At 72.2% G+C, this 21,704-nt stretch carries 21 protein-coding genes; 17 read left to right on the top strand and 4 right to left on the bottom strand.

The window, feature by feature from the left end; all coding sequences use genetic code 11:
- Nucleotides 1–26 precede the first annotated feature (26 nt).
- From pyrH to JOF43_RS10445, 9 genes are all read left to right on the top strand, one after another.
- Nucleotides 27–782 carry a UMP kinase gene (pyrH, locus tag JOF43_RS10410; protein WP_209901780.1) on the top strand — a complete coding sequence of 252 codons (756 nt, stop codon included), beginning with the start codon at nt 27–29 and terminating at the stop codon, nt 780–782.
- A gap of 78 nt (nt 783–860) precedes the next feature.
- Nucleotides 861–1,427: a ribosome recycling factor gene (frr, locus tag JOF43_RS10415; protein ID WP_209901782.1), complete on the top strand. Its 567-nt coding sequence runs from the start codon at nt 861–863 to the stop codon at nt 1,425–1,427.
- Between the two features lie 24 nt (nt 1,428–1,451).
- On the top strand, nt 1,452–2,357 hold the full coding sequence (locus JOF43_RS10420; RefSeq protein WP_209901784.1) for a phosphatidate cytidylyltransferase: 906 nt from the start codon (nt 1,452–1,454) through the stop codon (nt 2,355–2,357).
- A complete protein-coding gene (gene rlmN, locus JOF43_RS10425; RefSeq protein ID WP_209901786.1) occupies nt 2,354–3,637 on the top strand; it encodes a dual-specificity RNA methyltransferase RlmN in 1,284 nt (427 codons plus the stop codon). The genes JOF43_RS10420 and rlmN overlap by 4 nt, the downstream gene beginning before the upstream one ends.
- A gap of 79 nt (nt 3,638–3,716) precedes the next feature.
- Nucleotides 3,717–4,265 (top strand): DivIVA domain-containing protein, encoded by a 549-nt coding sequence (locus tag JOF43_RS10430; RefSeq protein WP_209901788.1) that lies wholly within the window; start codon nt 3,717–3,719, stop codon nt 4,263–4,265.
- A 37-nt stretch (nt 4,266–4,302) separates the two neighbouring features.
- Complete coding sequence (locus JOF43_RS10435; RefSeq protein ID WP_209901790.1) at nt 4,303–5,652, top strand: M50 family metallopeptidase; 1,350 nt, start codon at nt 4,303–4,305, stop codon at nt 5,650–5,652.
- A gap of 42 nt (nt 5,653–5,694) precedes the next feature.
- Nucleotides 5,695–5,820 (top strand): hypothetical protein, encoded by a 126-nt coding sequence (locus tag JOF43_RS22995; protein WP_281065029.1) that lies wholly within the window; start codon nt 5,695–5,697, stop codon nt 5,818–5,820.
- Nucleotides 5,821–5,907: 87 nt separating this feature from the next.
- The gene (locus tag JOF43_RS10440) at nt 5,908–6,669 is read left to right on the top strand and encodes a GNAT family N-acetyltransferase (protein ID WP_342592142.1); all 762 of its coding nucleotides are present in this window, start codon (nt 5,908–5,910) and stop codon (nt 6,667–6,669) included.
- A 43-nt stretch (nt 6,670–6,712) separates the two neighbouring features.
- Nucleotides 6,713–7,306 carry a P-loop nucleotide/nucleoside kinase family protein gene (locus JOF43_RS10445; RefSeq protein ID WP_209901794.1) on the top strand — a complete coding sequence of 198 codons (594 nt, stop codon included), beginning with the start codon at nt 6,713–6,715 and terminating at the stop codon, nt 7,304–7,306.
- A gap of 18 nt (nt 7,307–7,324) precedes the next feature.
- Here JOF43_RS10445 and JOF43_RS10450 read toward each other — a convergent pair whose 3' ends face one another.
- Together JOF43_RS10450 and JOF43_RS10455 are read right to left on the bottom strand one after the other, a co-directional pair.
- Entirely contained in the window at nt 7,325–8,662 is a 1,338-nt protein-coding gene (locus JOF43_RS10450; RefSeq protein ID WP_209901796.1) for a hypothetical protein, read from the bottom strand.
- Nucleotides 8,663–8,706: 44 nt separating this feature from the next.
- Nucleotides 8,707–9,021, bottom strand: coding sequence for a 4a-hydroxytetrahydrobiopterin dehydratase (locus JOF43_RS10455; RefSeq protein ID WP_209901797.1), 315 nt, complete (start codon nt 9,019–9,021; stop codon nt 8,707–8,709).
- A 108-nt stretch (nt 9,022–9,129) separates the two neighbouring features.
- Here JOF43_RS10455 and JOF43_RS10460 point away from each other — a divergent pair, with 108 nt between their 5' ends.
- Nucleotides 9,130–10,917: a proline--tRNA ligase gene (locus JOF43_RS10460; RefSeq protein ID WP_209901799.1), complete on the top strand. Its 1,788-nt coding sequence runs from the start codon at nt 9,130–9,132 to the stop codon at nt 10,915–10,917.
- Between the two features lie 21 nt (nt 10,918–10,938).
- Here JOF43_RS10460 and JOF43_RS10465 read toward each other — a convergent pair whose 3' ends face one another.
- On the bottom strand, nt 10,939–12,036 hold the full coding sequence (locus JOF43_RS10465; RefSeq protein ID WP_209901801.1) for a DUF4439 domain-containing protein: 1,098 nt from the start codon (nt 12,034–12,036) through the stop codon (nt 10,939–10,941).
- A gap of 130 nt (nt 12,037–12,166) precedes the next feature.
- Between JOF43_RS10465 and JOF43_RS10470 the strand changes: the two genes are divergently transcribed.
- From JOF43_RS10470 to truB, 7 genes are all read left to right on the top strand, one after another.
- A complete protein-coding gene (locus JOF43_RS10470; protein ID WP_209901803.1) occupies nt 12,167–12,757 on the top strand; it encodes a ribosome maturation factor RimP in 591 nt (196 codons plus the stop codon).
- A gap of 1 nt (nt 12,758) precedes the next feature.
- A complete protein-coding gene (gene nusA / locus JOF43_RS10475) occupies nt 12,759–13,751 on the top strand; it encodes a transcription termination factor NusA (protein WP_209901804.1) in 993 nt (330 codons plus the stop codon).
- A 166-nt stretch (nt 13,752–13,917) separates the two neighbouring features.
- Complete coding sequence (locus JOF43_RS10480; protein ID WP_209901806.1) at nt 13,918–14,223, top strand: YlxR family protein; 306 nt, start codon at nt 13,918–13,920, stop codon at nt 14,221–14,223.
- A 96-nt stretch (nt 14,224–14,319) separates the two neighbouring features.
- A complete protein-coding gene (gene infB, locus JOF43_RS10485; protein ID WP_209901808.1) occupies nt 14,320–17,238 on the top strand; it encodes a translation initiation factor IF-2 in 2,919 nt (972 codons plus the stop codon).
- A 58-nt stretch (nt 17,239–17,296) separates the two neighbouring features.
- Nucleotides 17,297–18,403, top strand: a complete 1,107-nt coding sequence (locus JOF43_RS10490) for a TRM11 family SAM-dependent methyltransferase (RefSeq protein WP_209901809.1) — start codon at nt 17,297–17,299, stop codon at nt 18,401–18,403.
- On the top strand, nt 18,400–18,867 hold the full coding sequence (gene rbfA, locus JOF43_RS10495; protein ID WP_209901811.1) for a 30S ribosome-binding factor RbfA: 468 nt from the start codon (nt 18,400–18,402) through the stop codon (nt 18,865–18,867). Before JOF43_RS10490 ends, rbfA begins: the two co-directional genes overlap by 4 nt.
- Nucleotides 18,864–19,817 (top strand): tRNA pseudouridine(55) synthase TruB, encoded by a 954-nt coding sequence (gene truB, locus JOF43_RS10500; protein ID WP_342592143.1) that lies wholly within the window; start codon nt 18,864–18,866, stop codon nt 19,815–19,817. The genes rbfA and truB overlap by 4 nt, the downstream gene beginning before the upstream one ends.
- A 106-nt stretch (nt 19,818–19,923) precedes the next feature.
- Here the strand turns inward: truB and JOF43_RS10505 are convergent, their stop codons facing one another.
- Complete coding sequence (locus tag JOF43_RS10505; RefSeq protein ID WP_209901813.1) at nt 19,924–21,486, bottom strand: L,D-transpeptidase family protein; 1,563 nt, start codon at nt 21,484–21,486, stop codon at nt 19,924–19,926.
- Nucleotides 21,487–21,704 lie beyond the last annotated feature (218 nt).

Here is a 21,704-nt window from a genome sequence, read left to right on the forward strand (position 1 = left end):
CGAGGACCCAGCGCGGAAGGACCGACATGACCCAGACGTTCACGTCACCGATACCCATTCTCCCGAAGAAAGAGGACGGACGTCGAGTCCTCCTGAAGCTCTCCGGTGAAGCCTTCGGGGGAGGTGCCGTCGGCGTGGATCCCGACGTGGTCTCCCGCATCGCGGGCGAGATCGCCGAGGGCGTCGCCCAGGGCATCGAGTGCGCCATCGTCGTCGGCGGCGGCAACTTCTTCCGCGGCGCCGAACTCTCCCAGCGTGGGATGGACCGCCGCCGCGCCGACTACATGGGAATGCTCGGGACGGTCATGAACTGCCTCGCGCTGCAGGACTTCCTCGAGCAGCGCGGTGTCACCACCCGTGTGCAGTCCGCCATCGAGATGGGTCAGGTCGCCGAGCCCTACATCCCGCTGCGCGCCGTGCGGCACCTGGAGAAGGGCCGCGTGGTCATCTTCGGGGCGGGCGTCGGCATGCCCTACTTCTCCACCGACACGGTCGCCGTGCAGCGAGCGCTGGAGATCGGCTGCGAAGAGGTCCTGATGGCCAAGAACGGCGTCGACGGCGTCTACAGCGCCGACCCGCGCACGGACCCCGAGGCCGTCAGGCTGGACCATCTCACCTACAACGACGCCCTCCAGCGCGGTCTGAAGGTCGTCGACTCCACGGCTTTCAGCCTGTGCATGGACAACGCGCAGCAGATGATGGTCTTCGGCCTGGACACCCCCGGCAACATCACCCGCGCGATGCGCGGGGAGCGGATCGGCACGGTCGTCTCGCACGACTGACCCCGGCCCCACCTGCCCGCCCTGGCTTGACGGTGCGGGACAATGGATCCACCACACACCGAGAACCGAGGAGCAGTCGTGAGCGACGACCCCGCCAGCATCCTGAAGGACGCCAAGGCCAAGATGTCCAAGTCCGTCGACGTCACCAGGGAGGAGTTCACCTCCATCCGCACCGGCCGGGCCACCGCCGCGATGTTCCAGGGCATCACGGTCGAGTACTACGGGGCGCCGACGCCGCTGAACCAGCTGGCCTCGCTCCAGTTCCCCGAGGCCCGCACCGTCATCGTCACCCCCTACGACAAGTCCGCCATGGGGCAGGTGGAGTCCGCGCTGCGGGACTCCGACCTGGGCGTGAACCCCACCAACAACGGCGACACCCTCCGGGTGGTGCTTCCCGCGCTCACGGAGGAGCGTCGTCGCGACTACGTCAAGCTCGCCCGGACCAAGGCCGAGGACGGCCGGGTCGCCGTGCGCGGTTCCCGCGGCAACGCGAAGAAGGCGCTCGAGAAGCTGGTCAAGGACAAGGAGATCGGCGAGGACGAGGGCAACCGCGCCGAGAAGGAGCTGGAGTCCGTGACCAAGTCCTACATCGAGCAGATCGACGAGTCACTGGGCCACAAGGAGACCGAGCTCGAGACGATCTGACCCGATCGACTCCTGCCCGCGCCCGTGAGCACCGACCCGGACCCCTCCTCGTCCACGACCGCCTCGAGAACCGCCGAGGCGGTCATCGGTGCGGGTGGGGGCCCCTCGGCGCATGCCAAGCGCCGCGGCCCGGGGCGCAACCTCCCCGCGGCCATCGCCGTGGGAGCGGGCCTGGGCGGCGTGCTGCTGTGCGCGCTGTTCCTGGTTCCCCAGGCGTTCGCGGTTCTGGTCTCCGTCGTGATGGTGCTCGCGGTGCTCGAGCTCACCCGGGCCCTGGCCCAGGGCGGGCTGCGGGTGCCGCCCGTGCCGCTGATGGTCGGCGTGATCGGCATGGCGGTCTCGACCGTCGTTTTCGACGCCGAGGGACTGCTGGCCGCCACCGCCGTCGCGGTCTGCGTGCTGATCCTGTGGCGGGTCTCCGAATCCATGGGGCTGACCGCCCTGCGGGACGTCGCCGGGGGAGTGTTCTGCCTGGCGTGGGTCGCGTTCCTGGGATGCTTCACCCTGCTGCTGTTCGGCCTGGACCAGGGGCCGATGCTGGTGCTACTCGCCGTGCTCGGCTCCGTGGGCAACGACATCGGCGGCTACGTGGCCGGGGTGCTGTTCGGCTCGCACCCGATGGCCCCGGGCATCAGCCCCAAGAAGAGCTGGGAGGGCTTCGCCGGCTCCCTGCTCATGGGCGTCGGCGCGGTGACGACGGTGGGGATGCTCGCCCTGGACCTGCCCTGGTGGACGGGGGTCGTCCTCGGGGTCGTCCTGGTCATCGTCTCCACCTGCGGCGACCTGTCCGAATCGCTCCTGAAACGGGACCTGGGGATCAAGGACATGGGGCATCTGCTGCCCGGCCACGGGGGTGTGCTGGACAGGGTGGACTCCATCCTGCTCGCCGCTCCCACCACCTACATCATGCTGGAGGTCCTGCTGCCATGAACAGCACCGACGAGACACCCAGGAAGGCCCCACCCGCCGGTGCGGCCGACCTCCCCGATCTCTCCCGCGAGGCCGTGCCCGGTCAGAAGGTCGCCCTCGCTCCCGGGCAGCTGCAGCTGCGCCCCGCCCGCCGCGGCAAGCCGCCGGCGCACCTGGCGGATCTCACCCTCGCCGAGCGCATCGCGGCGGTCGAGGAGATGGGGATGCCCGGTTACCGTGCCAAGCAGCTGTCCGTGCACTACTTCGAGCACTTCACCACCGAGCCCGACGACCTCACCGACCTGCCGAAGGACCGTCGCCAGGAGCTCACGGACCGCTTCTTCCCACAGCTGCTCACGATCGTCTCGCGCCAGTCCGCGGATCACGGCGCGACCCAGAAGTTCCTGTGGAAGCTGTTCGACGGGTCGATGGTCGAGTCGGTCCTGATGCGCTACAGCGACCGCGTCACCCTGTGCATCTCCTCCGAGGCCGGCTGCGGCATGAACTGCCCCTTCTGCGCCACCGGACAGATGGGCCTGACCCGCAACCTCTCCACCGCAGAGATCCTCGAGCAGGTGCGGATCGCGAACAAGCTGCTCGCCGACGGGGACCTCCCCGGCGGCCCAGGCCACGTCTCCAACATCGTGTTCATGGGGATGGGCGAACCGCTGGCGAACTACCGGCCCGTGGCCACCGTGTGCCGGCGGCTGAACGCCGCCGCCCCCGAGGGCTTCGGCATGGGTGCCCGTCACATCACCGTCTCGACCGTCGGGCTCGCCCCCGCCGTGCGCAAGCTGACGGCCGAGAAGATCCCGCTCACCCTCGCCGTCTCCCTGCACGCCCCCGACGACGCGCTGCGCAATGAGCTGGTGCCGATCAACACCCGCTTCGACATCGACGAGATCCTCGATGCCGCCTGGGAGTACTTCGAGGCCACCGGGCGTCGGGTGAGCATCGAGTACGCGCTGATCCGGGACATCAACGACCAGGCGCACCGGGCCCAGCTGCTCGCCGACCGCCTGATCGCCAAGGGCGGAGCGCACTGGGTGCACGTGAACCCGATCCCGCTGAACCCGGTCAAGGGCTCGAAGTGGACGGCCTCGGATCCCTTCGTGGAGAAGCAGTTCGTCCAGACCCTGCGCGACGCCGGACTCTCCGCGACCATCCGCGACACCCGCGGCTCCGACATCGACGGCGCCTGTGGACAGCTGGCCGCCGAGGTCATCGAGACCGACGAGCACCGCGAGGACCGCGAAGCGCGTATCGCCCGTGTCGAGGCCGTCGCAGCCACCGCCGGGTGAGCGTGCCGCCCGCCTCCCCGAACCCCGCCCCCCGCGCCGCTACAGTGGGGCACTGACAGCACCGAGGAAGGATCCACTGGTGAGCACATCGTTCGAGCGTGTCTCTCGCTTCAGCGTCGGATACGACATGCGCGAGGTCGACGACTTCCTCGCCCGCGCCCGCACCGCCTACGAAGGACGCGACCCCGGCTTCTCCGGCGCCGACATCACCTCCGCCAGCTTCGGGACCGAGCGCGGCGGCTACGACATGCGGGTGGTCGACGAGGCGCTGGATCGTCTCTCCGACGCCTTCGCCCTGCAGTCACGGGACGACGCCATCGCCGAGCAGGGCGAGGACGTCTGGGTCGCCCAGCTCACCGAGCGCGCCGAGACCCTCAAGGAGCGCCTCGAGCGCCCCGCCGGGGACCGCTTCGCGCCGGCCGCGCAGGGAGAGCCTTCCTACGACAAGGTCGACGTCGATGCCCTGTGCGATCAGCTGGTCGCCTACTTCACCGACGGGCTGCCGATGAGCGTCGACGACGTGCGGCGGGCCGCCTTCCGCCGGCGTCGCGGGGCCGAGGGCTACCGCGAGGCCGTGGTGGACGTCTACCTGGACCACGTCGCGGACGTGATGGCCTCCGTGCCGTGATCCTCGCCGACGCCGCACCCTCGACCGAGCGGGTGCGATGAGCGCGGCGCTGTTCGTCCTCGGCGTCCTGGTCGTCGCCGCGGGCCTGGCGATCTCGATCGCCCTGCACGAGCTCGGGCACCTGGTCCCGGCGAAGCTGTTCGGCGTCCGGGTCACGCAGTACATGATCGGCTTCGGGCCGACGGTCCTCTCCCGTCGCCGCGGGGAGACCGAGTACGGCGTCAAAGCCTTCCCGCTCGGCGGCTACATCCGCATGATCGGTATGTTCCCGCCGCACAAGGGCGAGCCCGAGGGCACGATCCGCGAGGACTCCACCGGACTGGTGCAGCAGATGTCCCAGATCTCCGCGGACGCCAAGGCGTACGAGGCCTCCCAGTACGGTCCCGAGGACGCGCATCGCACCTTCGTCGCGCTGTCGGTGCCCAAGAAGCTCGTGGTGATGCTCGGCGGGCCGACCATGAACCTGCTGATCTCCGTCCTGCTGATGACCGTGATGGCCTGCGGCATCGGCATGCCCGCAGTCACCCCGACGGTGCAGGCGGTCTCCGAGTGCGTGCTGCCGGCCGACGCCCCCGCCGACGCCGACTGCGAGGGTGAACAGGAGGCCCCCGCCCTCGCCGCCGGCATCCGGCCCGGGGACACCCTCGAATCCATCGACGGCCACGAGATCGAGGCCTGGTCCGACGTGACCGAGGCGGTCCGCACCAGCGGTGACCGCACCGTGCCCGTCATCGTCGAGCGCGACGGGGAGACGCTCCACCTCGAGGCGACCCCGATCGTCGACGCCCGCCCGGTGCTCGACGAGGAGGGAGCCGCGGTGCGGGACGCGGAGGGGGAGCTGGTCACCGAGCAGGTCGGCTTCCTCGGGGTCTCGGGCACGCCCGACCTGGTGCCGCAGTCCCCGGCCGTCGTGCCGGAGCTGGCGTGGACGACCTTCTCCCGCACCGGCGAATTGATCCTCACGCTGCCCGTGCGGCTGTACGAGGTGGGACAGGCCGCCTTCGGCAGCACCGAGCGCGACCCCGACGGTCCGCTGGGCGTGGTCGGCGTGTCGCGGCTGGCCGGGGAGGTCGCCGCCGCCGATCAGCCCGGATTCGAGGTGCGCGAGAAGGTCGGCACCATGGTCTCGATGCTGGCGTCGCTGAACATGGCCCTGTTCGTGTTCAACCTGGTGCCGTTGCTGCCGCTGGACGGCGGCCACGTCGCCGGGGCGCTGGCGGAGGGCGCACGACGACTGCTCGCGCGCCTGCGCGGGAGATCCGATCCGGGTCCGGTGGACATGTCCCGCCTGCTGCCGCTGACCAACGCGGTCGCCCTGGTCTTCCTGCTGATGACGGTGCTGCTGCTGTACGCCGACATCGTCGAGCCCATCACGCTGTTCCCCTGACGTCGCGGCCCATGTCCGGGACTCGGCGCCCATAATGGAGAGGTGACTTCCGTGAGCCCGGGCATTCCCGCTGCCGAGACGTCGCCGGCTGGTGCCCGGCGGATCGACGCCGACCCGGAGGGCGAGGTGGGCGCCGGCTGCGGTGCTCTCTCGGTCTCCGTGGGCTGAGCGGCGATGTTCCGGCGCGGGGGCCGGGTCCGGCCGGTCCGCCCGAGCGGCGTCGACATCGCACTGACGCACGCCCTGAAGGACCCGGTGACCAATGCGCTCGCGGGCGCCCGGCTGCGTGAGGTGGGCCGCAGTCCTGCCGTCTCCCAGGAGTTCTCCTATGCCGGGGACGAGAGGCTGCCCGGGGGGCTGTTGTGGCACGGGGTGAACCTCTCACCGCTGTCGGCGACCGCGGAGGCTCTGGAGGACTTCGGTTCTCACATGGCCGCCCGCCCCCGCCGCGCCAGCTCGGTGGTGGGGGAGCGCCGGGCGATCGAGACGTTCTGGGAATCGTTGGCGGAGACCTGGGGCAGGGACGTGCGCGAATACCGCTGGAGCCAGCCGCTGCTGGTGGCGGGCGCGGCCGGCCGGGCCGGGGCGTCCCGGCTGCGCCCCGCGATGCCGGAGGAGGCGGACCTGGTCTTCCCGGCAGCGGTCGCGATGTTCCGGGAGGAGGTCGGGGTCGACCCCCTGCAGGGCGACGGTGGACGGTCCTACCGGAACCGGGTGAGGGACCTGATCCGGCACGGTCGCACCTACGTCGTGGTCGAGGACGACCGGGTGCTGTTCAAGGCCGACGTCGGCTCCCTGTTCGGCCCCGTCGCCCAGATCCACGGGGTGTGGGTGCGCCCGGACCACCGCGGTCAGGGCCTCGGCCGCACGGCCATGGCGGACCTGGTGGGGCAAGTGCGCCGGGACCACGCCCCGCAGGTCACGCTCTACGTCAACGACTTCAACGAGCCCGCTCGGCGGGCCTACGCGGCCTCCGGCTTCCACCAGATCGGGGAGCTCTCGACGATCCTGTTCTGAGGTCCCGGCGGATCACGCCCCGGCGAGCGCCTACGATGCCTCGATGAGTTCTTCTGCGCACGAGGACCCGGGACCGGGGAACGCGATGGCCCCGACGGTGTTTCTGCTCGTCGGACCGCCCGCCGTCGGCAAGCTGCGCCTCGCCCGGGAGCTGGAACGACGGATCGGGGCGATCGTCGTCGACAACCATCTGGTGAACAACGCCGTGTTCGTCCCGATGGGGCTGGGTCGCGGCGGCGTCGCCCTCGCGGACACCGACGCGCTGCGGGCCCGCGTCCTCGACGTGGTGCTCGAGGCGACGCTGGCCGCCCCCGCGCCGCGGAGCCATGTGTTCACCAACTGGCTGCCCGAGGACCCGGAGAACGCCGCGCACGTCGAGCGGCTGCGGACGCTCGCCCGGCGCCGCGGCGCACGATTCGTACCGGTCTGGCTGACGGCGACCCCGGAGGCGCTGCTGCGCCGCGTCGACGCACCGGGTCGCGCCGAGCGCAGCAAGCTCACCGACCCGGCCATCCTCCGGGAGCTGCTGGAGGTGCCGGCGATGCCCGCGCCCGCGGACGCCCTCGGGCTCGACCTCACCACCCTCACCCCGGACGGGGCCGTCACCCGGATCCTCGAGGCCGCGACCGCTGATTGAGGGGACTGTGCGCCCCGGTCAGCTCCCCGCCAGCGCGTCGAGCGCCAGCAGCACGTTCGCCGCCGTCCAGGCCAAGGGGGCGACGGCAGCGGGTCGCCCGTCGAACAGCACCTTCTCCGGTAGTGAGCCGGCTGCGGTGCGGTGCTGCGCGAGCCAGGTCAGCAGGTCCCCGGCCTCCGCCGGCCGCCCGGAGCGGGCGAGGGCGAGGGCGAGCAGGCTGGTCGACGGCGTCCAGCTGATCCCGTCGTCCTTCCAGGACGCGCCGGGGGCGATCCCGCCGGCCGGGCGTGCGAGCTCCTCGCGCAGGGAGAGCAGCTGAGCGGTCGGGACGATGCCGTGGCAGCCGGTGGCGTCGAGGAAGGCCAGGGCGGAGTCGGCGCCCCCGCCGCGCCGGTGGCGCTGGTAGCCGTGGGCCCCGAAGGTCCCCGTCAGCAGGGTGGTGAAGGAGTCGGCGGCACGCCGGGCGCGACCCTCGCCGGTGAGGTCCGCCCCCGCCCGCAGGCCTGCGAGCGTGGCCGCCATGATCCCGAGCGTCACGGACCGCTCGTGCACCTCCCAGTAGTCGGGGGAGACCGGCGGCATCACCTCCCCGTCCCCGGTCGAGGCCAGCAGCACCCGCTGGGAGGTGCCGATCAGCGCCGCCAGACGGTCCGTGACCGCGACGCGACGGTCCTCGGGCAGCGTCCCCGCGACCTCCTGGACGGCCCAGAGCACCAGCCCGGTCCCGTCGAACTGGCGTGCGCGGTCATCCGGCGCGCGATCCGTGCCGGGCACATAGCGTGCCTCGTACCAGCCGTCCACGGCCTGCAGGGACTGCAGATGCGCGAGGATCTCCACCGCCCGGTCCGGGTGCCCGATGCGGGCGAGGGCCACCGCGGCGAACGCCGCGTCCCGCGGCCAGACGAAGCGCCAGTTGCGGCTCCAGCCGGCGACCGGAGCGGCCAGCTGATCGGTGAGCACCCACAGGTCCGCCGGCGCCGAGCCGGCGAGATCGTGCAGCTCGGGCCGCTCGGGGTGAGCGGCGGCGAGCCGCTCCGACCACGCGGCGGTGCCGGTCAGGAACTGCTCGGCCCGCTCCCGGGCCGGCGCGTCCTCGGGGACCGCCGTGAGCAGCCGGGTCCCGGGGTCCAGGGAGGCCTTCGCGCCCTCGACCCCGACCAGCTGCCTGGTCCCGGAGGCGTCGTAGGCGACCGACTGCGAGAACAGGGGGACGACGGTGCGGGGATCGACGGGGGGCGAGAGCACCCGCGTGAGCGTGCAGCCCCCCGCGCCGGCGGCACCGAGCACGGCCAGCGCTCCGGCGCCGCGCAGGACGCGACGGCGGGAGGGCGTCTCCCGGGCTGCTGGCCGGTGCATCCCCCCAGGGTACTGCGGGGTGGGCGGCGTGCCCGGGGAGCTGGTCAGTCGCCGGCGGCGACCGCGCCGGCCTCGGCCGCGAGCTCGCTGATCCGTCGCGCCATCGCGAGGTCGCGCTCCGTGATCCCACCGACGTCATGGCTGGTGAGGGTGACGCCCACGGACCCGTAGCCGAGGGTCAGGTCGGGATGGTGGTTCGCCTCCTCGGCAGCCGCACCGATGCGCTCGACGAGGGCCAGGGTGGAGGCGAAGTCGTCCGTGCGGTAGCGGGCCACGAGCACGGGGGTCGACGGCGTGAAGTCGGCGAGGCCGGCCGCGGCGACCTCGGCAGGGGTGAGGGCAGTGGTGTTCTCGCTCATGCGCGCCACGATGCCACCGGGGCGCGGCCGGCGGAAGGACGCGCACCGGACGGTTCGCCGATAGGATCCTCCGGAGACTTCCAGTCCACGAGGAGAGGCCGCCCCGCCATGATCCGTTTGTCGTCGTCCTTCGTCCGCACCCTGCGGGAGGACCCGGCCGACGCCGAGGTCGCCAGCCATCGGCTGCTCGTGCGCGCCGGCTACATCCGTCGCAGCGCCCCCGGGGTGTACACCTGGCTGCCGCTCGGGTTGAAGGTGCTGCGCAAGGTCGAGCAGATCGTGCGTGAGGAGCAGGACCGCATCGGTGGTCAGGAGCTGGTCTTCTCCGCGCTGCAGCCGCGGGAGCCCTATGAGGCGACCGGGCGGTGGGAGGAGTACGGGCAGACGCTGTTCCGGCTGCAGGACCGCAAGCAGGCCGACTACCTGCTCGCCCCCACCCACGAGGAGGTGTTCACCCTGACGGTGAAGGACCTCTTCCACTCCTACAAGGACCTGCCGACCATGCTGTACCAGGTCCAGACCAAGTTCCGCGACGAGGCGCGGCCCCGGGCGGGACTGCTGCGCACGCGCGAGTTCGTGATGAAGGACGCCTACTCCTTCGACATCGACGACGCGGGTCTGGACGTCTCCTACGAGAAGCAGCGCGGGGCCTATCAGCGCACCTTCGACCGGCTCGGACTGCCGACGGTGATCTGCCAGGCCGACGCCGGCGCCATGGGCGGCTCCCGCTCCGAGGAGTTCCTCCATCCGACCACCGTCGGCGAGGACACCTTCGTGGTCTCCGACGGCGGCTACGCCGCGAACGTCGAGGCCGTCACCACGCTCGGCCCCGCGCCGCTGGACGCCGCGGCGAGGGCCGCGCTGCCGCCCGCGCGCGACATCACCACCCCCGGGACCGGCACCATCGCGAGCCTCGTGGAGCACCTCAACGCCCAGGAGCCGCGCGAGGACGGGAGAGCCTGGGAGCGGTCCGACACGCTCAAGGCCCTCGTGTACATGCTCCATCACCCGGGCGGCTCGAGCCAGCCGCTGCTGGTGATGATCCCGGGGGACCGCGACGCCGATCCCAAGCGGCTCGAGGCGGCGCTCGCGCCGGCCACAGCGGTGCCCTTCACCGAGGCGGACTTCGCGGCCCACCCCGTGCTCACCAAGGGGTTCATCGGACCGGTCGGACTGGGGGAGGATTCCCCCTCGGGCGTGAAGGTGCTGATCGACCCGCGCGCGGCCGAGGGGACCCGCTGGGTCGTCGGCGCTCTGGCACCGGACGTGCACACCGTGGACGTGGTGCCCGGACGCGACTTCACCCCGGACGGCTACATCGAGGCCGCGGAGGTGCGCGACGGCGACCCCGCCCCGGACGGATCCGGCCCGCTGCGCCTGACCCGCGGCATGGAGATGGGGCACATCTTCCAGCTCGGACGCAAGTACGCCGAGGCGCTGGACCTGCGGGTCCTCGACGTGCACGGCAAGTCCGTCGTCGTGACGATGGGGTCCTACGGGATCGGGGTCACGCGGGCGGTGGCGGCGATCGCCGAGCTCCACCATGACGAGAAGGGCCTGGTGTGGCCGCGCCAGATCGCCCCGGCGCACGTGCACATCATGGCCACCGGCAAGGGGCAGGAGGTGTACGAGGAGGCCGAGCGGATCGGTGCCGAGCTCGAGGCCCGAGGCCTCGAGGTGCTCTACGATGACCGTCCGAAGGTCTCCCCGGGTGTGAAGTTCAAGGATGCCGAGCTGCTCGGCGTGCCCACCTCCGTGGTGGTCGGCAAAGGGCTGGCCACCGGGGTGGTCGAGGTCCGCGACCGCGCGAGCGGGTCCCTCGAGGAGGTCGCACCGACCGACGTGGTCGAGGCCGTCCTCGCGGCGGTCCGTTCCGGGAGCGACCACGGAGCCTGACCCCCGTGGCCGGGCCGTCGCTCAGCCGCCGTCGCTGACCGGGCCCTCCTCGGCCTCCAGGCTCGGCAGCGGCCGCATCTCCTCGACGCGACCCACCAGCACCTCCGCCTCCTGCATCGCCGCGAGGATGGGCAGGGGGCGGCGGGCGAAGGGAGCCGCCCCCACCAGGGCGACATGGTCGACCAGCAGCTCGCGGGCCAGCAGCGCGGGCAGAGAGTCGGCCGTCTGCTGGTCGAGCTCGCCGCCCGGCAGCGCGTAGACCGCCTGCCGCGCCACGACCGGGGCACCGTCCTCCTCGGCGATCCCGCCCAGGGTCTCGGCCCGCCGGCGATGGCGATCGCTGAGGGTCAGGTGCTCCTCGCGCTCCGCGCCGCCCGTGCGGGCGGCGAGCACCTCGTGGACGTACCCTGCATACCACTCCTGCTGCTGGGCCCGCTCGATCGTGGAGTGGTAGTCCACCTCGGCGCCGATCGACGGGGGATCCGTCTCGGGCACCTCGCGGCTCGGCGTGATCTCCTCGGCGTTGCGGAGGGAGGGCACCTCACCGGCCTGCGCCGCCCGCTGCAGGCCGTGCACGCTCCAGGCGGTCCGGGCGCCGATCGCGGCCACCGGCCGGGCGAGGGACCCGGAGACCTGCCGGGCGGCGTCGGCGGCGGTCTCCCGCAGCTCGACGAGGACGGCGACCAGTCCCGCCGCGTCCTGCGGCGAGTCCGGGGGAGCGGGCGAGGACGGCACCGCGGGATCCGTGGCCTTCTGCTGCTCCTGCTCGTGCTGAGCCCCGGTCAGCAGCGCGGTGCGCTGGACGGGCAGGGCCGACGCGAGGTCCTCGAGCACCGTCGCCAGCGCGGGGTCCGTCTCGCCGGTGCCGCCCGTCGCCTCCGCCAGCGCGTCACGCCCGGCGACGGCCCGGTCGAGCAGCGCCAGCAGATCGGTCCGGAAGAGGTCGTCGATCCCCGGGGGCGGGGGCGTGTACCGCTCCGGCCCGCCGAGGCGGATCGTCCCGCAGCCGGACAGCACGGCGGGCAGGGCGAGCGCGCCGACGGCGCCCGAGGCCAGCAGCCGGCGTCGGGTCGGTCGACGGGCTGAAGGGAACCTGCGAGACGGGCGATCGGGACGCATCACAGGAGGATTCTCGCATCGGGACCTCCCGGGGAGGCACCGGGGCTTCGCGGCCACTATCCTGGGAGCACACCGAGGCATCGCCCCCGGTGTGCACAGGCATCCATACGCAGGAGGAGGTGAGCGAGCGATGAGCGACCTCGACGGTCCCGAGGACCACACCGCCCTGCGGGAGGCCGCGGCCGGGATCCTGGCGCCCCATGACCTCGTGCTCGAGGAGATCGTGGTGGCGGGCCCCCGGACGCGCCCGGAGGTGAGACTGATCGTGGACCTCCCCGAGGACCGCCTGGGCAGCGCCGATCTCGACACCGTCACCACCGCCTCGCGGGAGCTGGGCGCGCTGATCGACGCCGACGACTCCCTGCTCGGGCCCGATCCCGTCGTCTTCGAGGTCACCACCCCCGGTGTGGAGCGCGAGCTCACCGCCGCCCGGCACTTCCGTCGCTCCCGGGGCCGCCTGCTGACCCTGCGCGTCGCCGAGGGCACGCAGTACCGCGCACGCCTGCTCGGCGTCACCGCCGGCGACGTGCTGCTGCTGCGCCAGGAGCCGGGACGGGACGATCGCGGCCGTCCGCGCCGTCTGCCCGCAGGCACCGCCGAGCACCTCGAGATCCCGCGTGCCGAGGTCGACTCGGCCCGGGTGGAGATCGAGTTCGACCCGCCCGACGACCTCGCGCAGCTGATCGCTGACGCCGACCACACCGCATCGAAGGAGAGCTGAGATGGACATCGACATGGGTGCCCTGCGGGCCCTCGAGCGCGAGCGGGACATCCGCCTGCCCGTCCTGCTGGACGCGATCCGCTCGGCTCTGCACGCCGCCTACCTGCACACCGATCATCCCGTGAGGGACTCTGAGGTGCTGATCGACGAGTCCACCGGCGAGGTCGCGGTGCTCGCCCGGGAGCGTGACGGGGAGGGCAACGTCCTCGAGCAGTGGGACGACACCCCCGAGAACTTCGGGCGCGTGGCCGCCTCCACGGCGCGCCAGGTGATCTTCCAACGCATCCGCGACCTCGAGGACGACGCGGTGCTCGGCGAGTACGCCGACCGGGCCGACGACATCGTCTCCGGCATCATCCAGCAGGGCCGTGATCCGCGCATGGTGCTCGTCGATCTCGGCGAGGTCGAGGCCGTGCTGCCGCCTCACGAGCGGGTGCCGGGGGAGGACTACTCCCACGGTCGCCGGCTGCGTGCCTACGTCACCGAGGCGCGTCGCGGCCCGAAGGGCCCTCAGATCACGCTCTCGCGCTCGCATCCGAACCTGGTGCGCCGCCTGTTCGCCCTCGAGGTGCCGGAGGTCGCCGACGGCACCGTGGAGATCGCGGGCCTGGCCCGCGAGGCCGGGCATCGCACCAAGATGGCCGTGCACGCGACCGTGCCCGGGGTCAACGCGAAGGGCTCGTGCATCGGCCCGATGGGCGCGCGCGTGCGCTCCGTGATGAACGAGCTGGCCGGGGAGAAGATCGACATCGTCGACTTCGACGAAGATCCCGCGACCTACGTCGCCAATGCGCTCTCGCCCTCGAAGGTCTCCAGCGTGACGGTGATCGACGAGGCGGGCCGTGCGGTCCGTGCGATCGTCCCCGAGGGGCAGTTCTCGCTCGCGATCGGCAAGGACGGGCAGAACGCCCGCCTCGCCGCGAAGCTCACGGGATGGAAGATCGACATCCGCCCCGAGGGCGATCCGACCGCAGGCACGGTGGTCGAAGCCTGATCGATCAGGCGGTCGGGTCGAGCCTGAGGTGTGGCTCATACCTCCCGGGTGACGGCGGGTCGCAGCGGGTCCGCTACACTGGGGAGGCTGTTCGCCGAGGTGTCGTGCAGACCGTCCGCGGTCCTGCACCCGCCACGGCGGAGGTGCTCGGAACGGAGGTGGAGGCGTGGTCACCCACTCGTCCCCCTCCCGTCCCGAACGCACGTGCGTGGGCTGTCGTCAGGTGGCCCCGCGCGATCAGCTGGTGCGTCTGGTCCGGGAGTCCGCTCCCGGCGGCGCTGCCCCGCGGGTCCGTCCCGATCCCACCGGATCGGCCGCCGGCCGCGGTGCGTGGCTCCACCCCGACACGTCATGTCTCGACCTCGCCCTGCGGCGGGGCGGCTTCGCCCGGTCCTTCCGCGGTGCGGTCGACACCGGGCCGCTGGCCCGGGAGCTCGAGAGCCCCGATTTCACCCGAACGTGGAACAGGTAGAAGAACCCATGGACATCCGATGAGTACTCACCCATGAGCACCCTCAGGAACTAATGGTCCGCGCCCTCTTGTCGGCCGGACCGAGACAGGAGAAAAGTGGCTAAGGTCCGCGTCCACGAGCTCGCCAAGGAGCTCGGACACCCCAGTAAGGTCGTTCTGTCGAAGCTGCAGGACATGGGCGAATTCGTTCGCTCCGCCTCCTCGACCATCGAGGCCCCCGTCGCCCGCCGCCTGCGCGAGGAGCTCCCCGCCAAGGGTGGGGACGATACGTCCGCCGGCAACTCCGGCAAGCCGTCCCCGGCGCGCAAGCCCGGAGGCGCCCCCAAGCCCGGCGGTGCGCCGAAGCCCGGCGCGAAGCCCGCCGCGGCCCCTGCGCCGGCCGACGAGGAACCCGCTGCCCCGGCCCCCGCCGCCGAGGAGCCCTCCACCGAGAAGCCCGCCGTGTCGCAGGAGCCGGAGACCCCGGCCGAGCCCACGGCATCACAGGCCCCCGCCGAGTCCGCTCCCGCGTCGGAGGAGCTGGCCCCCGGCGCCCCCAAGCCCGGGGGCGAACGTCCGAGCGCCCCGAAGCCCGGAGGCGAGCGTCCCGCCGCCCCGAAGCCCGGCGGTGCACGCCCCGGCAACAACCCCTTCGCCAGCTCGCAGGGCATGCCCCGCGCCGGCGCCCGCAAGCCGGGCCAGGGCGGCGGACGCCCGCAGCGTGACGGCGGCGGCCCGCGTCCGGGCGGTCCCCGCCCCGGCAACAACCCCTTCGCCAGCTCGCAGGGCATGCCCCGCCCCGGATCCCGCCCGCAGGGCCAGGGTCAGGGTCGCGGCGGCGACCAGGCCGGCGCCGGTCGTCCGCCCCGCGAGGGTGCCGGGTCCGGCTCGGACGGCCCCCGTCCCGGGATGCCGACCCCCGGCATCATGCGTCAGCACTCCCACGGTGGTCTCGCCGATGCCCGCCCGGGCGGCGGCGGCGCCGGCGGCGGCGGTCGCGGTCGCGGCGGACGTCCCGGACCCGGCGGCGCTCGTCCCGGTGGCGGCGCTCCTGCCGGCGGCGGTGGCGGCGGCCCGCGCGGCCGCGGCGGTCGCGGCAGCACCCAGGGTGCCTTCGGCCGCGGCGGGAAGCCCGCGCGCTCGCGCAAGTCCAAGCGCGCGAAGCGTCAGGAGTTCGAGCAGCAGCACCAGGCGCCCGCGCCCGGTGGCGTCTCCATCCCGCGCGGTGACGGCAGCACCCCGATCCGTCTGCGCCGCGGTGCGTCGCTGACCGACTTCGCCGACCGCATCGACGTCAACCCCGCGTCACTGATCACGGTCCTGTTCGCGATGGGCGAGATGGCCACGGCCACCCAGTCCCTCGACGAGGTCACCTTCGACCTGCTCGGCACCGAGCTGGGATACAAGATCGAGATCGTCTCCCCGGAGGACGAGGAGCGCGAGCTGCTCGAGCAGTTCGACATCGACCTCGATGCCGAGCTCGCCGAGGAGAGCGCGGAGGACCGCATCCCGCGGCCGCCGGTCGTGACCGTCATGGGTCACGTCGACCACGGCAAGACCCGTCTGCTGGACACGATCCGGAAGGCGACGGTCGGCTCGGGCGAGGCCGGCGGCATCACCCAGCACATCGGCGCCTACCAGGTGCCGGTGGAGCATGAGGACGTAGAGCGTTCGCTGACCATCATCGACACCCCGGGCCACGAGGCGTTCACCGCCATGCGTGCCCGTGGCGCCGACGTCACCGACATCGCGATCCTCGTGGTCGCGGCCGATGACGGCGTGATGCCGCAGACCATCGAGGCGCTCAACCACGCCCAGGCGGCGAACGTGCCGATCGTGGTCGCGGTCAACAAGATCGACAAGCCCGAGGCGAACCCGCAGAAGGTCCGCCAGCAGCTGACCGAGTACAACCTGATCGCCGAGGAGTACGGCGGCGACACGATGTTCGTCGACGTCTCCGCCCGCGAGAACCAGAACATCGAGGCGCTGCTGGAGGCGGTCCTGCTGACCGCGGACGCCGCCCTCGAGCTCACCGCGAACGCCGACAAGGACGCGCGTGGCGTGGCCATCGAGGCCAACCTGGACCGCGGTCGCGGCCCGGTCGCCACGGTGCTGGTCCAGCAGGGCACCCTGCACGTGGGTGATGCGATCGTGTGCGGCATCGGCCACGGCCGTGTCCGCGCGATGCTCGACGAGAACGGCGACACCGTCACCGAGGCGGGCCCCTCCCGGCCCGTGCAGGTGCTCGGCCTGACCTCGGTGCCCGGCGCCGGTGACTCCTTCCTGGTCGCCCAGGACGAGCGCACCGCCCGCCAGATCGCCGAGAAGCGCGAGGCCGCCAAGCGTGCCGCGTCGCTGTCCAAGGCCCGCAAGCGCGTCAGCCTCGAGGACATCACCAAGTCCATGGCCGAGGGCAAGGTCGAGACCCTCAACCTCATCCTCAAGGGTGACGCCGCCGGTGCCGTGGAGGCCCTGGAGGAATCGCTGCTGGGCATCGAGGTCGGCGAGGGCGTGGACCTGCGCATCATCGACCGCGGCGTCGGCGCGATCACGATGAACAACATCAACCTCGCCGTCGCCTCGGACGCGATCATCGTCGGCTACAACGTGCGGGCCGAGGGCCCCAACGCGGAGTACGCCGACCGCGAGGGCGTGGAGATCAAGTACTACTCGGTCATCTACAACGCCATCGACGAGGTGGAGCAGGCCCTCAAGGGCATGCTCAAGCCGGAGTACGAGGAGGTCGAGCTGGGCTCGGCGGAGATCCGCGAGGTCTTCCGCTCCTCCAAGTTCGGCAACATCGCCGGCTCCATCGTGCGCGGCGGCCTCATCCGGCGCGGCGGGAAGGCCCGCATCACCCGCGACGGCGTCGTGGTCACGGAGAACCTCGAGATCGCCGGTCTGCGTCGCTACAAGGACGACGTGACCGAGGTCCGCGAGGGCTACGAGTGCGGTGTCAACCTGGGGTCGTTCAACGACCTGCAGATCGGTGACGTCATCACGACGTACGAGATGCAGGAGAAGCCCCGAAGCTGATCCGACGACTCTCGGGCGAGCACCTCGCCCGGGAGTCGAGGCGGGGGAGGAGAGGCGCATGCACGCGACGTCCCTCCTCCTCCGTGCCCCGTCGGCCAACCGTGTCTACACCGACGCCGCCGGGCCGCTGGCCCGCGCGGAGACCCGCTGGGTCCTCGGTGCTCATCTCGGGACCGTCGCCGACGTGCGGGAGAGATGCGTGGGCGGCATGGACGCCCTGGAGATCCGCCTGCCCGACGGCGCGGACGCGGCCGTCACCGATGCTCTGCTGGGCTCCCTCTCGGCGACGCTCGGGGTGCTCGACGTCGCCCAGGACGACCCCGAGACCCCGCTGCTGCGACCACGGTCCCTGCCCGAGGTGCTCCACCACCCCGCGGACCTGGAGACCATCCTGCGCTACCCAGGCAAGACCAACGAGCAGTTCACCGCACTGCTGGTGAACCTCGCCGCCGCCCTGAGCACGCGCCGTGCCGGCTTGTTCGACGGCTCCCTGTCCCTGCTCGACCCCCTGTGCGGACGCGGCACCACGCTGAACCGGGCCGTGCGGCTCGGCCTCAGCCCGCGCGGAGCTGACCTCGATCGCACCGACCACGAGGCCTACCGGGCCTTCCTGTCCACCTGGCTGAGAGAGCACCGTTACAAGCACACCCTGTCCGCCACGAAGCTCACCGTGCACGGCGAGCACCTCGGCCCCCGCCTCGACGTCGAGCTCGCGCCCGACAAGCAGGCCCTGCGGGCAGGGCGGGGCCAGACGGTGACCGTGCTCGGCTGCGACACCTCCCGCCTGGGCGAGCTGCTGCCGGACCGCAGCATCGACGCGCTCGTGGCGGATCTGCCCTACGGAGTCCAGCACGGCGCCCGTGCCGGCGGCTCCTGGCAGCGCTCCCCGCTGGAGGTGCTGCGCACCGCCGCCGCGGGATGGCGCCGCCTGCTGCGCGACGGAGCAGGCCTGGCCCTCGCCGTCAACCGACGCACCCTCGACCACGGCGCGGCGCGCGAGGTGCTCGCCGACGCCGGCCTCCGCCTCCTCAGCCACGACGGCGCCTTCCGCCACCGCGTGGACCATTCCATCGACCGCGACGTCCTGCTCGCGGTCCCCACCGACCACCCCCAGCTCGAGCAGCTCGCCGCTCTCGACGCCGACCAGGAGGCTGACCGACCATGAACGACAATCCCCGCGCCCTCAAGCTCGCCGACCGCATCAAGGTCATCGTCGCGACGATGCTCGACACCCGGGTCAAGGACCCCCGGCTCGGGTTCGTGACCATCACCGACGTGCGCGTCACCGGCGACCTCCAGCACGCCACCGTCTTCTACACCGTCTTCGGCTCCGAGGAGGAGCGCGAGGGCACCGCGGCCGCGCTCGTCAGCGCCACCGGGATGCTGCGCCGCGAGGTGGGCCGCCAGACCGGCGTCCGCCTCACCCCGTCCCTCGAGTTCATCGCGGACGCGGTTCCGGAGAACGCGCGCGTCATCGAGGGCCTCCTCAGCGAGGCCCGGGGCCGCGACGCCGAGCTCGCCCGCTCGAAGGAGGGTGCCGCCTACGCCGGGGAGGCGGACCCCTACCGCACCCCCCACGACGAGGACGACGAGGACACCTCCGACGAGTCCGGCCGCGAGGACGTGTGAGCTCCCCGCACGGGATCCTGCTGGTCGACAAGGCGCCGGACCGCACCAGTCATGACGTCGTCGCCCGGGTGCGCTGGCTGCTGGGCACCAAGAAGGTCGGCCACGCCGGCACCCTGGACCCCATGGCCACCGGTCTGCTGATCCTCGGCATCGGCCAGGGAACGCGGCTGCTCACCCATCTCGTGGGCCTGGACAAGACCTACGTGGCCACGATCCGGCTGGGCCGTGGGACCACCACCGACGACCAGGAGGGCGAGGAGCTCGGGGAGGTCCGGGATGCGACCGGACTCGCCGACGCCGCGATCCAGGAGCAGCTCGAGCCCCTGCGCGGTGACATCGAGCAGATCCCCTCCACCGTCAGTGCCATCAAGGTCGACGGCCGGCGCGCCTACGCCCGGGCGCGGGCCGGCGAGGACGTGGAGCTCGCCGCACGGCCCGTGCGGATCTCCCGCTTCGAGATCACCGCCCGCCGTACCGAGGGTCCGTTCGTCGACCTCGACGCCGTGATCACGTGCTCCTCGGGCACCTACGTGCGCGCCCTGGCCCGCGACCTCGGCGCCGCACTCGGCGTCGGCGGGCATCTCACCGCGCTGCGCCGCACCCGCATCGGGCCCTTCGCCGCCCGGGACGCCGTGCACGTCCCCGCCCGCGGCGAGGGAGACGACGTCGAGCTGCCGCTGCACGGGCTGGGGGACAGCGCGGCCCGGGTGCTGGCCACCCTCGACGTCGACGAGCAGGGCGCCCGTGATCTCGCCGACGGCCGGCGCATCCCGCGCACCGCCGAGCCGGCCCCGCCGCCCACCGGCACGCGCAGGGGCCCCCGCAGCGCGGACGAGGAGGGCGAGCTGGTCGCCGCTCTCGGTCCCGGTGGCATCCTGTGCGCCGTGCTGCGTCCCCAGGGCGAGCACTGGCGCCCCGTGCTGGTGGTCCCGGCCGACGCCCGCAGCTGACCGGCCGCCGCGGCGACCAGCGGCGACCAGCGACGACCAGCGAAGAAGAAGGCCTCCCCCGACGAGCGGGGGAGGCCTTCTTCTCGGTGGTCCGGGCGAGGTCGCCTCAGGTGTGGACCTCGACGCGGGTGCCCATCGAGGCCCAGTCGTACAGCCACTTGGCATCGGAGACCGGCAGGTTGATGCAGCCGTGCGAGCCGGAGTACCCGAAGGAGGAGCGCCAGGGCGCGCCGTGGAAGCCGTACCCGTGATGGAAGTACTGCACCCAGGGCACGTCCTCGGTCAGGTAGTACTTCGGGTGCCCCTCGGGGTAGTAGGCGGCATTGGTCATGTCCTGCTGGTCGTGGCGGAGGTAGATCTCGTAGGAGCCGGTGGGCGTCTCATTGCCCTCCTTGCCGTCGACCATCGAGCGCGGACCCCACACCGGCGTGTCGCCGACGTAGGCGGTGACGGTCTTGTTGCTGAGGTCGACGTCGATCCACTTCTCCCCGGTGGGATCGGGGGCCTGCTCGGAGTCCTCGTCGTCCTTGGACTCCTCGTCCTTGCCCTTGTCGTCCTTGCCGTCCTTGCCGTCCTTGTCCTCCGACGGGGAGTCGACCTCCTCGACCTCGGCCTCGACCTTCTTCGTCTCGAAGGCGGCCTCGAGGGGGGAGCTGCCGGTCAGCGCCGCGATCAGCTCCTCGGCGACCTTGTCGGAGTTGGTGATCTTCAGGCCGTCCTGCTTCTCGGCGACGACCTTGACGACCTTGCCGTCCTCGTCGACCTGCTCGATGCCGTCCTTGACCTCCACGGAGTCCTGCTCGGCCTGGGTGGAGACCCACTCGCGCACCGCGTCCTCGTCGACCGACACCGCCAGGGCCTTGCCCGAGTCGTCGGGAGCGACCGAGAGCCAGCTGCTGCGACGCTCGGGGGAGACGTCGTGGGTGGTGCCGTCGGCACCCTCGATCGACATCGGCTGCTCGAGCAGGGAGGAGAGGCTGCCCACCGTCTCCTCGGCGTCCGCGGTGGTGATCGTCGGAGCGATGTCCTCGATCGGCTGCTCCACGCTGAAGTCCTCCAGCGCGGGTGCCTGCTTCTTCACGGAGTCCACCATGACCTGAGGATCCACGCCCTGGCCCGCGGTGCCGGGCACTGCCTTCCAGTCCTGCGCATCCTCGTCGAAGGTGACCTCGGCGTCGACCGGCTGGGTCTTGTCCTCGGGAACGAGCCCGGTGGCGAAGTCCGCGACAGCGGCCTCGTCGATGGTGACCACCGGATCCACGGGATGCTCGCCGGACCAGGTGGAGGAGATGATCTCGCCGAAGGAGTCCTCGGTCTCGACCGCGGCCTTCCCGGTGGACTCCGCATCCACGCTCACCCCGAGATCCGCGAGGGAGACCTCCTGCTCCTGGTCCCCGGCGGTGACCGTCACGGTCACCGACTCGCCCTGCTCGGCCACGAGGGCGGCGATCTCCTCCGGGGTCTTCCCGCCCACGTCCTGTCCGAGCACCGTGGTGCCCGGCAGGGCCTTTCCCTCGAACTGCTTGGCATAGGCGAGTGCGCCGCCGGTGAGGACGACGGCGAGGACGGCGATGACGGCGCCGAGGATGATCAGCGCCCGTCGACGGCCGTGGCGGTCGGTGGGTCGGGACGGGCCGCCCATCGCGGCCGGGTCGGTCACGTTCGTCATGGAAATCGATCCGTTCTCAGCGGCCGTCGTGTCAGCCCCCGCAGGAAACTCGGGAGGGCACAGGGGTCCCTCCCCGGCACCGCCTTATCCGTCAGGATAACGGAGCGCGCACGCGCGGAGACACGGCTCGGACACCGACCTTCGTCACAGCTCGGTCACGCCACGGCGGCGGGAGCCGACCTCGTGGCGTGCGCATCACGCCACGACGAGGGTCGACG

Source organism: Brachybacterium sacelli, from assembly GCF_017876545.1.
Taxonomy (GTDB): domain Bacteria; phylum Actinomycetota; class Actinomycetes; order Actinomycetales; family Dermabacteraceae; genus Brachybacterium; species Brachybacterium sacelli.

Coding starts and splice junctions, on each gene's coding strand:
- JOF43_RS10435 (WP_209901790.1), top strand. CDS start 4,303: ATGAGCGCGGCGCTGTTCGTCCTCGGCGTCCTGGTCGTCGCCGCGGGC.
- JOF43_RS10465 (WP_209901801.1), bottom strand. CDS start 12,036: ATGCGTCCCGATCGCCCGTCTCGCAGGTTCCCTTCAGCCCGTCGACCG.
- JOF43_RS10490 (WP_209901809.1), top strand. CDS start 17,297: ATGCACGCGACGTCCCTCCTCCTCCGTGCCCCGTCGGCCAACCGTGTC.
- pyrH (WP_209901780.1), top strand. CDS start 27: ATGACCCAGACGTTCACGTCACCGATACCCATTCTCCCGAAGAAAGAG.
- nusA (WP_209901804.1), top strand. CDS start 12,759: ATGGACATCGACATGGGTGCCCTGCGGGCCCTCGAGCGCGAGCGGGAC.
- JOF43_RS10460 (WP_209901799.1), top strand. CDS start 9,130: ATGATCCGTTTGTCGTCGTCCTTCGTCCGCACCCTGCGGGAGGACCCG.
- JOF43_RS10445 (WP_209901794.1), top strand. CDS start 6,713: ATGAGTTCTTCTGCGCACGAGGACCCGGGACCGGGGAACGCGATGGCC.
- JOF43_RS10505 (WP_209901813.1), bottom strand. CDS start 21,486: ATGACGAACGTGACCGACCCGGCCGCGATGGGCGGCCCGTCCCGACCC.
- JOF43_RS10470 (WP_209901803.1), top strand. CDS start 12,167: ATGAGCGACCTCGACGGTCCCGAGGACCACACCGCCCTGCGGGAGGCC.
- rlmN (WP_209901786.1), top strand. CDS start 2,354: ATGAACAGCACCGACGAGACACCCAGGAAGGCCCCACCCGCCGGTGCG.
- JOF43_RS10455 (WP_209901797.1), bottom strand. CDS start 9,021: ATGAGCGAGAACACCACTGCCCTCACCCCTGCCGAGGTCGCCGCGGCC.
- JOF43_RS10450 (WP_209901796.1), bottom strand. CDS start 8,662: ATGCACCGGCCAGCAGCCCGGGAGACGCCCTCCCGCCGTCGCGTCCTG.
- rbfA (WP_209901811.1), top strand. CDS start 18,400: ATGAACGACAATCCCCGCGCCCTCAAGCTCGCCGACCGCATCAAGGTC.